This is a genomic window from Corallococcus interemptor, from assembly GCF_003668875.1.
Lineage (GTDB): Bacteria > Myxococcota > Myxococcia > Myxococcales > Myxococcaceae > Corallococcus > Corallococcus interemptor.
Window position 1 is genome coordinate 1 of record NZ_RAWM01000194.1, and the last position, 12,520, is coordinate 12,520.

Below are 12,520 nucleotides of genomic sequence, written 5' to 3' on the forward strand. Positions count from 1 at the left end.
GGGAAGGGGAGGCGACGCCGGGCGGGGTTCCGGGCGGAACGAGCGTTCCACCTCGCGGGCCAGCAGCTCCGATGCCCGGTGGGAGGCCTGCGTCCCGCCTTCCGCCAGCGCCTCGTGGCGCACCGTCCCCAGCCGCTGCGCCTCCACGTGCATGCCCTGCCGGGCCTGACGGAGCGTCTCGGGACTCCCCAGCGCGCTGCGCGTCGTGGAGAGGACGACCCCCGCGGCACGGACGCCGGGAAGCGCCGGGGTGGTCCGGGCCACGGGGCCTCCGGCCCGGAGGAGGCCCGGCTTCGGGGCCGGCCCTGGGGACAGCGGCTCTCGGCGGGCCCCGGGACGCAGTGGGGCGTCGGGCCGGCCGGAGGTCCGCTGGAGGACCTGTTTGAACGCGCCCTTCTCTGGAGAAGCCTTCTCGTTTCCGGAAGGGGCGTCCTGACCTTCGACCTTCATGGCATGCCTCGCGCGCAAGGGATGCGCGGACATGAGCAGCGGCCGTGCCAGTCAGGCGGAGCGCGTTCCCGGGAGGAGCGCGCGGTGAGGGCGGCACGTCAGGGGTGCCGCCCCCGGGATGGGCGTGCGGAACGCGGGACGGCGCTTTAGCGCTTGCCGCCGAAGCCGCCCGGCTGCACGGGCGCAGTGCCCGTCAGGTCGTTGAACGCCAGCGGACAGGCCGCCACGGCGTTCGGATCCGCGAGCGCGGGGTTCTGGGCCCAGTCGCGGTCCTGGAAGAGGTACGCGTCGCGCACCTCCAGCTCCTTGACCTGCTTGCGGTACTCCCAGAACCGGCCGCGCAGGAGCACGCGCGAGCCCTTCGGCAGCTGCGTCAGCTGCGTGTACTGGTCGTCCTTGAGGCGCGCCGTGATGGTCACCGCGGGCCGCACCTTGGGCTTGCCGTAGGTGAGCCCCGACAGCAGCCCGTCGTTGCCCGGATCCGGCAGGTAGTAGACGAGCCGGGCCACCAGCGCGGGAGGCTCCGGCGGCGGGCCCTTCTTGCTCTTCTTCTTGGGCTTCTCCAGCTTCGCGTCGATGAACTCCAGCCCCGCGAAGGCCACCTCCTTGTCGAGGTAGTCGTCGCGGAACTTCGCGTCCGCCACGCTGGCCGCCATGGCGTTGGCCTTGAGGACCTCCACGTCGTAGCGCTCCAGGATGGCGGGCAGCGTGAAGAAGAAGCTGTCCACGGGCTTCACGCCGTCCGCGATGAAGCGCAGCTTGCTCAAATCCAACGGCGGGTAGTACGGCGCGAGCGCCACCGCCGTCTGCATCCACTCCGGCGGCAGCCGCTTGTCGATGAGGACCCGGCGGATCATCGACACCATGAACATGTTGGCCGGGAAGCGCGGCGTGGACAGCTGCGTGCCCAGCGCCTGGATGAGCACCGGGTCCAGGTAGAAGTTCTCGTCGCGCTTGTGCAGGTACGGCGCGGACTCGCCCACCAGGGTGAGCAGCGCGCCCACGAGCTGGGCGCAGTTCGCGTCGTTCGTCCCTTGGACCAGGGCCTGATTGACGCGGGAGCGGAGGAACCGCTTGTCCATGTCCGACTCGCGGAACACGGGCGGCTCTCCCGTTCCAAAAAAGAACTCCTTCTGGGCGAGCGCGGGCGTCGACAGCAGGCCCACGGACAGGGCGAAGAGGGCACGGGTACGCATCGCCTTGAACCCTACCATGCCCTCCCGCCGTCAGGAGGCAGGGGAAGGGCCGCCCGTGCGGGAGGCGCGCCGGGCCGGAAGCGGTGGTTTTTTCCGCCTGTTGGCGGCGCGGGCTTTTGTGTACCTTGCCCACAGCCATGCCGACGCCTCCCGAGACATCCCCGGCACCCGTCACCATCGCCCAGATCAAGGACGAGGCGGAGCTCATGCAGGCCCTCGCCATCCGCGAGGTGGTGTTCATCGAGGAACAGCACGTTCCCGAGGGCATCGAGCGCGACGCCGAGGACGCCAACGCCTACCACGTGCTCGCCTACCAGGGGGGCCACGCCATCGGCACCGGCCGCCTGGTGAAGCTGCCGGAGCCTCCCGCCGGCCAGCCCGGAGCGTGGGGCCAGATTGGCCGCATGGCGGTGCTCCAGGCGCACCGCAAGTCCCGCGTGGGCTCCAAGCTCCTCACGACGCTGGAGGAGGAGGCGCGCCGCCGCGGCTACAACGGCATCATGCTGCACGCGCAGCTCTACGCGCTCGACTTCTACAAGAAGCACGGCTACCAGCCCGTCGGCGCCGTCTTCGACGAAGCCGGCATCGACCACCTGGAGATGCACAAGCGGCTGTAGTCGCGGCCGCCGCCCTCAGCGCCTCGGAGGACGGGGCGCGGGCGGCTCGGCGTGACGCGGATCCTCGGGCCACGAGTGCCGGGGATACTTGCGGCACAGCTCCTTGCGGATCGCCGGGTAGTGACGCTCCCAGAAACCCGCCAGGTCGGTGGTCACCTGCACGGCGCGCATGTTGGGGGCCAGCAGGTGCAGCACCAGCGGCACGCGGCCCGCGCCCACGCTGGGCCCCTGCGCCATGCCAAAGAAGTCCTGCAGCCGTGACTCCACCCAGGGTGGCTTGTTGGGCTCGTAGTGCACCTTCACGCCGCGCCCGCCGGGCAGGGTGACGCGCTCGGGGGCGTGGTTCGCCAGCAGGCGCTGCTGCTCGGAGGTAAGCCGCGCGTAGAGCGCGTCCAGCAGCGACACGCCCTCCAGATCAGAGAAGCTGCGCGCGCCCACGCACAGGGACGCCAGCGCGTCGCGCATGAAGTTCGCGTCCACGGTGGGGAATCCCGCCTCGGGGAACGCCTTGCCCAGGAGCTCCACGCGGGTGCGCCACTGCTCCAGCGCCTCGGGCTCCGCGAAGCGCTCCGGGCCCGCGGCCAGCGCCGCCTCGGCCAGGACGCGCGCGGCCTCCTCGGACGGGGGCGCGGGCGTGCGCGTCTCCTCCAGCACCAGGTTGCCGTAGGCCAGCCGCGTGAGGCGCTCCACGCGGCGCGCGTCCGCGTTCCACTGGAGGGTGTCCACCTCCTCCAGCGCCTCCGGGTAGAGGTCCAGCAGCCACTCGGCCTCCACGGCGCTGGCCAGCCGCACCACGGCGCCGCGGCCGGGGCGCTCCTCGGCGTCCACGGCGACCATCAGCTCCGCGTCCTGGACGACGCTGAACTCGGACAGGCTGGTGGTGCCGCCGCCGAACATGACCAGCTCCGGAGAGCGCGGCCGCCGCCTGCGGGCCACACGGTCCGGGTAGCCCGCGAGCACGCTGAGCATCAGGGCCTGCTCCACGTCCTCGGGACGTCCCGGGCGCGAGCCCTGTTCGCGAACCGTGCGCCGCAGCTGCTTCTGCACGCGCTCCACGGACTGCACCGCGCCCGCGTCCAGTGACAGCGACTGCATGCGGCCGGACGCGAAGCCGGAGCGGCCTGCTTCGCGGAAGCGCTCCAGGAGCTCCAGCAGGTCGGAGGGCCCACTGACGAGCGCGGACGCCCGGCCACCGCCACCCAGGTTGGCGCGGGCCTCACGGCGGATGTCGCGCTCGCCCATGAGGGCCGCCAGCACGGCGGCATCCCCGCCCACGCCGCGGCGCTCACCCTCGACGATGACGCGCGCCTGGCGGGGGTGGACGGGGAAGCGCAGGAGCCGCTGGCCCACGTCCGTCACCTGGCCCTTCGAGTCCACCGCGCCCAGCCGGCGCAGCAGCGTCTCCGCGGCCTCCAGGGCAGGGGCGGGGGGCGGCTCGAAGAACGGGAACGCCGTCAGGTCCTTCACGCCCGACGCGCGCAGCGAGAGCACCGTCTCGGCCAGGTCGGTGCGGCGGATCTCCGGAGCCTCCTGGTCGGGCCGGCCGTCGAAGTCGTGCTGGGTGTAGAGGCGCACGCAGTGGCCGGCACGGGTGCGGCCCGCGCGGCCGGCGCGCTGCACGGCGGAGGCGCGGCTCACCTTGCCCAGCTTGAGCTGCGGCAGGCCGGACCACGGCGAGTGCGACGCCACGCGAGCAAGCCCGCTGTCGATGACGACCGCGACGCCGTCGATGGTGACGGACGTCTCCGCGACGTTGGTGGACAGGATGATCTTCCGGCGCGAGCTGCGGCGCACGGCGCGGTCCTGCTCCGCGGGGGACAGGTCGCCATGGAGCGGGAGCACGTCGGCGTCATGGCGCTCGGCGAACTCCGCGCAGGTGTCGCGAGCGCGGCGGATCTCCCCGGCACCGGGGAGGAACACGAGCACGTCGCCATCGACGCCCTGGGTGAACAGGCGCTTGAGCGCGGAGAGCACCTGTTGATCCAGGTGCCGCTCATCCGGTGCGGAGAGGTATTCGACGCTGACGTCGAAGCGCCGGCCCTCGGAGCGAAGCGAAGGGGCACCGCCCAGGTACGCGCGGACGGGCTCGGCCTCCAGGGTCGCGGACATCACCACGAGCTTGAGATCGGGACGGGCCGTCTCCTGCAGCCGCCGCAGGAGCGCGAGCGAGATGTCCGCGGACAGGTGCCGCTCATGGAACTCGTCGAGCACGACGATGCCGACGTCGCGCAACGTGGGGTCGGTGAGCAGGCGCCGGCCGAGCACGCCCTCGGTGACGAAGGACATGCGCGTCTTGGGGCCACGCACGTCCTCGAAGCGGACCTGGTAGCCGACGGTCTCGCCCACGCGCTCGCCAATCTCCTCGGACACGCGCTGCGCGGCGAGCCGGGTGGGCAGCCGCCGGGGCTGGAGGACGACGATCTCCTTGCCCGCGCCCAGCCCCGCCTCCAGCAGTGCGCGGGGCACGCGGGTCGTCTTGCCCGCGCCAGGAGGGGCCTCCAGCACGAGCGACCGCGAGCTCCGGAGCGTGGAGACGATGTCCGGCAGGAGGGGATCAATGGGAAGGGCGACGTCCGCCATGTCCGGGTTCCTCTTCACGGCGGGGGACTCACCGCGCGTCGGGTCTCAAGGCGTGCCAGCCTCGGACGGGTCGGTCTTCTTGCGTCGCTTGGGGCGCACGGCCTCCGGAGCACCGGCAGCCGGTGCGTCCGAAGGCGTCTCCGCAGGAGCGGTCTCCACGGCCGGAGCCGCATTCTTCGGAGGCCGTCCCCGACGGGGACGCGCCACGGCCGGAGCCTCCGGAGCGACGGGTTCCGGATCCGCGGTGGCCTCCTCCAGAGCCTCGGCAGCGGCAACCTCCGCCACAGGCTCCTCCACCGGTACCGGAGTCTCCGATTCGTCGGAAGCCGCCTCCAGAGCGTCGTCCGAGGAGGCCTCCTCGGCCCCTTCGAACGCATCCTCCTGACCGGAGTCACCCTCCTCACCGAAGAGCTCCGAAGCCCCTTCCTCGGCGGAGAGCGCGAGCGACTTGCCAGCGCGCTTCCGGGGCTTGAGGGTGAGCCCCGCGGCCTCGAAGACCCCAGGCACGGGCACGAGCGCGGCCTCGGCGAGCAGTCGCCCCTGTCGCAGCGCCACATCCAGCCGCCGACCCAGCGAGACCAGCGCCTCGCGCAAGGCGGCCTCCTGATCCGGGGGCAGCGGGGTGGGGGACAGGCTCGCGGTCCACGCGGCGAACGTCGCGGCGACCAGATCCACGACGGGGCGGACCATGGCGAAGTCATCGCGCGAGAAGATGCGGGTGACGTAGGCGCTCTTGAGCCGCCGCTCGTACGACGTGGCGTACTCGTTGACCATCTCCACGGGAGCCCGGCGCAGCTGCGGGAACTTGAGGTGCGGGAAGAGCGCCTCGATGACGGGAGCGCGGCTGCTGGCGGTGAAGGTGATGCCGGCGTGCAGCTTCTCCAGCGCATCCACCCAGCGGCCCTGCTGATCGAACGAGAACTCCTCGCGGGCCTCGTCGAGCTCCGGCAGGTCCTTCACCTGCTCCAGCAGGCCGCCCGCGGGCTCACGGGCCTCGCGCAGGCGCTCCAGCGCGGAGGCCAGCCACTGCTTCTCGGCCTCCAGCCCCGGCCTGCCGACGACCATCTCCTCCGCCGTGGCGAGCCGGGCCTCGAAGGCCTCGGCGAAGCGGATCAGCTCATACGATTCGAGCGTGGACGACATGCGTGGACGACTCCTCGGAGGGGCGGCGGAGATACCACACCTTCACCGGCCGACGAGCAGGGCCTCCATGGCGCCCGGGGCGGCGAAATCCGCGAAGGCCCACTCGGCCCCCGCGTCACGCAGCGCCTGGGGCGTGAAGTTGCCCGTGCCCACGCCAATCGTCTCCGCGCCAATGCCCTTGGCGGCCGCGACGTCCTTGGGCGTGTCGCCGATGATCACCACCCGGCAAGCCTCCAACGGGTGGCCCAGCTGCGCCGCCCCGGCCTGCGCGCCATGCCGGATGAGGGCCACGCGGTCCTCGAAGTCACAGCCGAAGCCGCCGAAGGCGAACTGGTCGTGGATGCTCACGCGGTCCAGCTTCACCTTGGCGCCCGCGCGCACGTTGCCGGTGCCCAGGCCCACCGCGAAGCCCGGCCGCGAGCGCGCCTCCGTCACGGCCTCGCGCATGCCCGGATGCAGCCGGTACTCGCGCGCATCAACCTTCGGCACCTCCAGGCCCAGGTGGGCGACGTACGCGTCGATGACCGCGCTGATGGCGTCCTCGGTGTCCGCCTGCCCGATGATGCCCAGCCCCTTGCGGACGATGGCCCGGTCCGTCATCCCGGACATGCTGAAGCCGTCACACGCGTCCCGGCGCTTGTGGAGCTGGTCGAAGGCCAGGCCCATGGCGCGGCGGCCGGCACCGCCGGTGGTGACGAGGGTGCCATCGATATCGAAAAGGAGGACGGTGGGGCGCATGGCCACCCATCTAACGGAAGGCCCCGCGCGTTGCGAGCCCCGAGCGGTCCACCCCAGACGGCCGGCTCAGGGCTCCGCCAGCGTGAGGCCCTGCTGAAGCGCCTCACGCACCTGGGGAACGTCCTCCAGGGGAAGCCGCTCCTCCAGCGCCTCGCGCACCTGCTGACCGCCCAGCCGGCCGAGCGCCTGGGCCACGGCCTCGCGCAGCCGCAGGTCATGGTCCTCCAAGCGGGCCCGCAGCGTCTTCACGGCCTCGAACCCCAGCCGCTGGCCCAACGCGGCGGCGGCTTGCGAGCGCACATCCGAAGGCCGGTGCGGATCCTCCAGCATCGCCTGGAGCGTCTGTCCCGCCTCGGGTGTCTCCACGCGCGCCAGCGCCGTCACGGCCCGCATCCGCTGCGCATCGGGGACGCTCGTGTCCTCCGCCAGCGCCGCGAGCACGGGCACGACTCCAGGCCCCAGCCTGCGCCACGCCGCATCCGGTGCGGCGTTCGGCTGCGAGAGCAATCCCAGCGCCTCCGCGCGCAGCGGCCCGGGAACGGAGGGGGCCGGCGACATGGAAGCCGCGGGCAGGACCTGGGCGCGGACCGGAGCCGCTTCGGACACGGGCCCCGCGCCCGCGAGCACGGCGAGGCCCGTCAGCGCCACCCACCGCGAAGCGGCAAAGCGGGACGGAGCCGGCGAGGGACGAACACCGCGAGGGCTGGACGGCTGGCTCGACATGCGGGGCTCCCGGTGGGGAAGGGGAGCCCCCGTTATACGACGGCTGCCGGCCCGGACTCGATAACGCTAAGGTCGGACATCATGGCCGGACGCGTCTTCTTCTTCCTCCAACACGCCACGTACGAGCCCGCCTATCAGGCGGCCTCCATGGGCATCACCGCCGCAGCGATGGGCGACGACGTCTACTTCGTCTTCGCCTTCGAGGCCCTGCGCCAGCTGATCCGCGGCGGCTTCGGGCTCGCCCACACGGAGCGCGAGCGCACCGAGGCAGCCCGCGCCGATGGCCTCAACGTCCCCACACCGGCCCGCATGCTGGAGGAGGCCCGCGCCCTGGGCGCGAAGCTCGTGGCCTGCGACACCACGGTGCGCATCTGTGGTTTCTCGCCCCAGGAGCTGAACGGCACCCTGGATGAAGTCATGGGCCTGGCCTCCATCTGGAGGCTGACCGACGGCGCGCGCGTCCTCACGCTCTGAACGGACCCCCACCCTCCGGAAGGAGGCGGATGTCCGACAGGGGAAGGGAACCGGCACTTGGGGATCGCCTGTCGTTGCAACTTGGCAGCACTACCTGAATGCAACCTGCCTGCTGCGAGTCGCTGTAGCCTCGGTGGGCGTCCACGCGTTACGCTGGGGCATTCGCAGTTCGTTGTTCCCCCCTGGAAGGAAAACCTCAAAGCCTATGCGCGCCAAGTCGACCCCCCTGAGCGCACTGCTGGCCGGCACCCTCGGTGTCGCTGTCATGGCCGGCTGTCAGACCTATGACTTCGAGCCGGTGGATCCGCTCGCGATCGCCCAGACGACTGTGGAGTCGGTGATCACCGCCCGCAAGAGCAAGCCGGACGTGATGCTCCTCGTGGACATCTCCGGCTCGATGACGAAGCCGGTCAACGCGGACCTTGTCGTCGGCGGCACGCGCGTGTGTGACTTCCAAGGCCCGGACGGCAAGTTCTACACGTGTGAGGAGGGCAATCCCTGCGACACGACGAAGTGCCCCACGCGCTGGTCGGAGCTCCAGGGCGCCATGGGTCCGTTCCTCGCGGAGAGCGGCAACCTGGTCCGCTTCGGCCTCACGACCTACCCGGCGCCGCCGGTCCTGGCTCCGGGGGCCAATCCGACCCCGACTCAACAGTGCGCGCCCGCCGCCAGCCTGGAGGATGGAAGCGTCCGCGCCCAGCTCCCGGTGGACCTGGATTCGGACGAAGAGCTCCAGGCCTACGCGAACGAGGTCAACACCAAGCTGCAGGCGATCCCCAACGGCGGCCAGGGCCGGCCCCGAGGCGGTACGCCGACGAGCGCGAGCCTGCAGTTCACGGGCACGCTCTTCAACAACTCGGACGGGAACCGGGATCGCATCATCGTCCTGCTGACCGACGGTCTGCCGAACTGCAATGACAAGAACGTGAACGACGGCAGCAGCCCCGAGTGCCGCTGCGTGGTCGAGCCCGCGAGCGCGTGCGTGGACCCGTTGAACCCGTACCATCGCCGTGGCTGCCTGGACAAGGACGCCTCCGTGGCGGCGGTGGAGGCGCTGAAGGGGAACAAGATCTCCACCATCGTCATCGGCTTCGGCGCGGAGACGTCGGTGGGTGACGGCCCCAGCGTCCTCAACGAGATGGCGCGCGCGGGTGGCTTCGGACGTGACTGCAAGGTCAACACCGACTGCGGCGCGGGGGACACCTGCGACTTCAGCACCGGCTTCTGCAACCGGTCGTTCTACCAGGCAGGCAACCGCCAGGAACTGGCGGACGCCCTGAAGGAGATCAGCGAGGCGATCCAGCCGGGCGAGCCGTGCTTCACCGAACTCGAGCCGACCCAGCTGCCCTCCGATGAGAAGCTCATCGTCGTCTACATCGACGGCGAGCGCACGCTCGCGGGCCCCGACACCTGGTCGCTGGACCTGTCGGATCCCGACAAGCTTGGCGTGCGGTTCACCGGCAGCGCCTGCGCGAAGCTGGAGGCGTCGCGCCCTGAGGACCCCGTCAAGGTCGAAGTGCGCGCCATCCGCCAGCTCTAGGCGGCAGGCAGGCGGAGGCGGCTTTACGCGGGCAGGGGCGGGGATTATAGGGTCCTCGCCGAGCCGGTCGCCTCCGCCATGAAAATCACTGTCCTCTCGCGCTCCGCTTCCATCTCGTCCACGCGGCGGATCGTCGAGGCAGGGCGGGCGAGGGGACACCGGGTCCGCGTGCTCAACCCGCTCCGGGTGCAGATGCATCTGGACGGGGGCAGCCAGGCGACCCTCTTCTACGACCGCAAGAAGCTCACGCCCACCGACGTCGTCATCCCGCGCATCGCCCTGTCCATCAGCACCTACGGGCTCGCGGTGGTGAACCAGTTCGGTCTGGCGCGCGTGCCCCTGGTGAACCACGCCCAGGCCATCGCGCAGTCGCGCAACAAGATGCGCTCGCTCCAGCTGCTGTCCGCCCACGGCATCGACGTCCCCGCCACCGTGATGGCCCGGGACGCGGCCCAGCTCAAGGAGATGGTCGGCCTCGTCGGCGGAGTCCCCGTGCTGGTGAAGCTCCTCCAGGGCCAGGAGAAGCACGGCGTGATGGTCTGCGAAAGCCTCCAGTCGCTGGAGGCCGCGCTCGAGGCGGTGCTGGGCCTGGGACACAACCTCGTCATGCAGGAGTACGTCCGGAGCACCGGCCAGGACGTCCGCGTCCTCGTGGTGGGCGGAGAGGCCATTGCCTGTGTGCTGCGCAAGCCGCGCCCGGGCCGCCTCTCGCACACGCTGAACCGGGGCGCCCGGCTGGAGGCCCTGCCGCTGTCCCCCGGCCATCGTGCCACGGCGGAGAAGGTCGCCCGGCTCGTGGGCCTGGAGGTGGCCGCGGTGGACATCCTGGACGTCCAGGGCCAGCCCAAGGTCTTCGAGGTGAACAGCTCGCCCGCGCTCCTGGAGATGGAGGCCGCGACGGGGCTGGACCTGGCCTCGCCCATCATCGAGCGGGCGGAGGCCCTCGTCGCCGGCGCCGCCCCCGTCTGGACCGCCGCCCTGGAGACGCCCCAGGCCCTGCCCCCGCCACCGGGGCGCAAGGGCGCCGTGAAGGTGAGCGCGCCGCGGAGTTAGAAGAGAAAGCGCTCCCCGCGCGTCCGAAGCCCCGGTATACGAACGCCGCCTTCCTGGAGACACCCATGCCCAGCACCCGCCGCCTCCCGACCCTCGCACCCTTGCTGCTGACGCTCGTCGGAGCGCCGGTGCTGGCCCAGGACGTGGACCCCGCCACCCTCTACGAAGTCACCACCGAGGGCACGTCGACGCAGGTGAAGGCGGGAGGGCAGGGCACCTTCGTGCTCGCCATCAAGTCCAAGCCCGGCGCCCACGTCTCCGACGAGGCCCCGTTGAAGCTGGAGCTGAAGGGCACGCAGCTGACGCCCGCCCAGAAGACGCTGACGCGTGAACAGTCGGTGGCGAAGAAGGCGGACGGCCAGCAGTTCGTGGACCCGCGCTTTGAAGTCCCCTTCACCGCGGTGTCCGCCGGCAAGGGCACGCTGGACGCGACGCTGACCTTCTTCATCTGCACGGAGAAGATCTGCGCCCGTCAGAAGAAGGCCTTCTCGCTGCCCGTGGAGGTCCAGTAGCCCCCATGAGAGAGCGCACCCCCAAGCCTTCCGGTGGCGACCGCGGCGGCCACGAAGCCCCGCGCTACGTCCATGGCGTCAACCCCGTGCTGGAGGCCCTGCGCGCCCACCCCGACGCGGTGGAGCGCCTCTTCATCGTCGACGGGCAGGTGGGCGCCAAGGCCGCGGGCGAGCTGCTCAGCCGCGCGCGCGACGCGGGCGTCCGGGTGGAGAAGGTCGGCCGCGAGCGGCTGACCTCGATGGCGGAGGGCGGCGTCCACCAGGGCGTCGTCGCCGAGCTGCGCGGCTTCCAGTACGTGGAGCTGCAGGACGTGCTCGAAGCGGCGAAGGCCAAGAAGCAGCCCGCGCTCGTCGTCGTGCTCGACGGCATCCAGGACCCGCACAACCTGGGCGCCATCATCCGCTCGGCCCACGCGCTCGGGGCCCACGGCGTCGTGCTGGCCAAGGACCGGGCAGTGCAGGTGACGGGCACGGTGGCCAAGGCCTCCGCGGGCGCCGTCGAGTACTGCCCCATCGCGCGCGTCACCAACATCTCCCGCGCCCTGGAGGAACTGAAGGAAGCGGGCCTCTGGGTCGCGGCCGCGGACGTGGAGGGCGCCGAGCCCCTGTGGAGCGCCCGGCTGGACGGGCCCCTGGCGCTGGTGGTGGGCGCCGAGGGGGCGGGCGTGCGGGAAGGAGTCCTCAAGCACTGCGACTTCCGCCTCCGGATTCCCATGGGCGGTCAGGTCGGTTCATTGAATGCGTCGGTTTCCGCCGCGATTCTGCTATACGAGGTCGCGCGTCAACGGGGCCGTCCCTCCCGCTGAAAACCCCGGATCAATCTCCTTGACTTGGAGAGTGGGGGCTTCTAAAAGGTCGCGCCTCTCAAGCCGCTGCCGAGGGGTTGACGGTCCGCTCGGGAAGAGGTAGGGCGGGGCAGTTGCTGGATGGATGCCGGTGTAGCTCAGTCGGTAGAGCAACTGATTTGTAATCAGTAGGTCGCGGGTTCAAATCCCGCCGCCGGCCAGGTAGGACGGGCCGCGGAAAAGGGCCCGGGACGCAGCAGAATGGTGTAGTGAGCAGCACGCAGCACGACAAGCGAATATCTGGAGAGATGCCCGAGCGGCCAAAGGGAGCAGACTGTAAATCTGCCGGCTCTACGCCTACGGTGGTTCGAATCCACCTCTCTCCACTCGGCAATGCGGGAATAGCTCAGTTGGTAGAGCGTCAGCCTTCCAAGCTGAATGTCGTGGGTTCGAATCCCATTTCCCGCTCCAACCGTTGTAGTGCATCGCCAAGCCCTGATAGCTCAGTTGGCAGAGCGCATCCTTGGTAAGGATGAGGTCACCAGTTCAATCCTGGTTCAGGGCTCCATTTTTCGAGGAGTGTCATGTCCAAGGAAAAGTTCGATCGCAGCCTGCCCCACGTGAACATCGGAACGATTGGGCACGTGGACCACGGCAAGACGTCGCTGACCGCCGCCATCACCAAGGTGCTGGCGAAGACCGGTGGCGC

Annotated in this window: 12 protein-coding genes, 4 tRNA genes and 1 pseudogene; 11 read left to right on the plus strand and 6 right to left on the minus strand. The window is 70.8% G+C overall.

The genetic code is table 11. The features are described from left to right. A pseudogene (locus D7X96_RS37000) lies at positions 1 to 264 on the minus strand (hypothetical protein); the annotation flags it as partial. Between the two features lie 332 nt (positions 265 to 596). Next, positions 597 to 1,646, minus strand: a complete 1,050-nt coding sequence (locus D7X96_RS37005; RefSeq protein ID WP_120550948.1) for a hypothetical protein — start codon at positions 1,644 to 1,646, stop codon at positions 597 to 599. A gap of 137 nt (positions 1,647 to 1,783) precedes the next feature. Between D7X96_RS37005 and D7X96_RS37010 the strand changes: the two genes are divergently transcribed. Beyond that, positions 1,784 to 2,263 carry a GNAT family N-acetyltransferase gene (locus D7X96_RS37010; protein WP_120550949.1) on the plus strand — a complete coding sequence of 160 codons (480 nt, stop codon included), beginning with the start codon at positions 1,784 to 1,786 and terminating at the stop codon, positions 2,261 to 2,263. A 15-nt stretch (positions 2,264 to 2,278) separates the two neighbouring features. Here the strand turns inward: D7X96_RS37010 and hrpB are convergent, their stop codons facing one another. The 4 genes from hrpB to D7X96_RS37030 all read right to left on the minus strand — a co-directional run bounded on the left by hrpB (position 2,279) and on the right by D7X96_RS37030 (position 7,447). Beyond that, positions 2,279 to 4,843: an ATP-dependent helicase HrpB gene (gene hrpB / locus D7X96_RS37015; protein WP_120550950.1), complete on the minus strand. Its 2,565-nt coding sequence runs from the start codon at positions 4,841 to 4,843 to the stop codon at positions 2,279 to 2,281. Positions 4,844 to 4,888: 45 nt separating this feature from the next. Further along, positions 4,889 to 5,986: a hypothetical protein gene (locus tag D7X96_RS37020; RefSeq protein WP_121771851.1), complete on the minus strand. Its 1,098-nt coding sequence runs from the start codon at positions 5,984 to 5,986 to the stop codon at positions 4,889 to 4,891. 42 nt (positions 5,987 to 6,028) lie between these two features. Further along, positions 6,029 to 6,724 (minus strand): HAD family hydrolase, encoded by a 696-nt coding sequence (locus D7X96_RS37025; RefSeq protein WP_121771852.1) that lies wholly within the window; start codon positions 6,722 to 6,724, stop codon positions 6,029 to 6,031. A 66-nt stretch (positions 6,725 to 6,790) separates the two neighbouring features. Beyond that, complete coding sequence (locus tag D7X96_RS37030) at positions 6,791 to 7,447, minus strand: HEAT repeat domain-containing protein (RefSeq protein ID WP_244219855.1); 657 nt, start codon at positions 7,445 to 7,447, stop codon at positions 6,791 to 6,793. Positions 7,448 to 7,528: 81 nt separating this feature from the next. On the opposite strand from D7X96_RS37030, the gene D7X96_RS37035 reads away from it, so the two are divergent. From D7X96_RS37035 to D7X96_RS37080, 10 genes are all read left to right on the plus strand, one after another. Then, a complete protein-coding gene (locus D7X96_RS37035; RefSeq protein WP_120550954.1) occupies positions 7,529 to 7,921 on the plus strand; it encodes a DsrE family protein in 393 nt (130 codons plus the stop codon). A gap of 205 nt (positions 7,922 to 8,126) precedes the next feature. Continuing rightward, the gene (gene cglB, locus D7X96_RS37040; RefSeq protein WP_120550955.1) at positions 8,127 to 9,461 is read left to right on the plus strand and encodes an adventurous gliding motility lipoprotein CglB; all 1,335 of its coding nucleotides are present in this window, start codon (positions 8,127 to 8,129) and stop codon (positions 9,459 to 9,461) included. Between the two features lie 78 nt (positions 9,462 to 9,539). After that, entirely contained in the window at positions 9,540 to 10,514 is a 975-nt protein-coding gene (locus D7X96_RS37045) for an ATP-grasp domain-containing protein (protein WP_120550956.1), read from the plus strand. Positions 10,515 to 10,579: 65 nt separating this feature from the next. Continuing rightward, entirely contained in the window at positions 10,580 to 11,026 is a 447-nt protein-coding gene (locus D7X96_RS37050) for a hypothetical protein (protein WP_199747349.1), read from the plus strand. Between the two features lie 5 nt (positions 11,027 to 11,031). Then, positions 11,032 to 11,832: a 23S rRNA (guanosine(2251)-2'-O)-methyltransferase RlmB gene (gene rlmB, locus D7X96_RS37055; RefSeq protein WP_120550958.1), complete on the plus strand. Its 801-nt coding sequence runs from the start codon at positions 11,032 to 11,034 to the stop codon at positions 11,830 to 11,832. A 126-nt stretch (positions 11,833 to 11,958) separates the two neighbouring features. After that, positions 11,959 to 12,031, plus strand: a tRNA-Thr gene (locus D7X96_RS37060). 82 nt (positions 12,032 to 12,113) lie between these two features. Continuing rightward, positions 12,114 to 12,197: transfer RNA gene (locus D7X96_RS37065), tRNA-Tyr, on the plus strand. 9 nt (positions 12,198 to 12,206) lie between these two features. After that, positions 12,207 to 12,282: transfer RNA gene (locus tag D7X96_RS37070), tRNA-Gly, on the plus strand. A 21-nt stretch (positions 12,283 to 12,303) separates the two neighbouring features. Beyond that, positions 12,304 to 12,379 (plus strand) — tRNA-Thr (locus D7X96_RS37075). A gap of 16 nt (positions 12,380 to 12,395) precedes the next feature. Beyond that, positions 12,396 to 12,520: GTP-binding protein (locus D7X96_RS37080; RefSeq protein ID WP_233588040.1), on the plus strand; the 125-nt coding region annotated here is incomplete at its 3' end.

Bases quoted from the DNA above. Each gene is read 5' to 3' on its own strand.
- hrpB (WP_120550950.1), bottom strand. From the start codon at position 4,843: ATGGCGGACGTCGCCCTTCCCATTGATCCCCTCCTGCCGGACATCGTC.
- D7X96_RS37020 (WP_121771851.1), bottom strand. From the start codon at position 5,986: ATGTCGTCCACGCTCGAATCGTATGAGCTGATCCGCTTCGCCGAGGCC.
- D7X96_RS37045 (WP_120550956.1), top strand. From the start codon at position 9,540: ATGAAAATCACTGTCCTCTCGCGCTCCGCTTCCATCTCGTCCACGCGG.
- rlmB (WP_120550958.1), top strand. From the start codon at position 11,032: ATGAGAGAGCGCACCCCCAAGCCTTCCGGTGGCGACCGCGGCGGCCAC.
- D7X96_RS37030 (WP_244219855.1), bottom strand. From the start codon at position 7,447: ATGTCGAGCCAGCCGTCCAGCCCTCGCGGTGTTCGTCCCTCGCCGGCT.
- cglB (WP_120550955.1), top strand. From the start codon at position 8,127: ATGCGCGCCAAGTCGACCCCCCTGAGCGCACTGCTGGCCGGCACCCTC.
- D7X96_RS37035 (WP_120550954.1), top strand. From the start codon at position 7,529: ATGGCCGGACGCGTCTTCTTCTTCCTCCAACACGCCACGTACGAGCCC.
- D7X96_RS37010 (WP_120550949.1), top strand. From the start codon at position 1,784: ATGCCGACGCCTCCCGAGACATCCCCGGCACCCGTCACCATCGCCCAG.
- D7X96_RS37025 (WP_121771852.1), bottom strand. From the start codon at position 6,724: ATGCGCCCCACCGTCCTCCTTTTCGATATCGATGGCACCCTCGTCACC.
- D7X96_RS37005 (WP_120550948.1), bottom strand. From the start codon at position 1,646: ATGCGTACCCGTGCCCTCTTCGCCCTGTCCGTGGGCCTGCTGTCGACG.
- D7X96_RS37050 (WP_199747349.1), top strand. From the start codon at position 10,580: ATGCCCAGCACCCGCCGCCTCCCGACCCTCGCACCCTTGCTGCTGACG.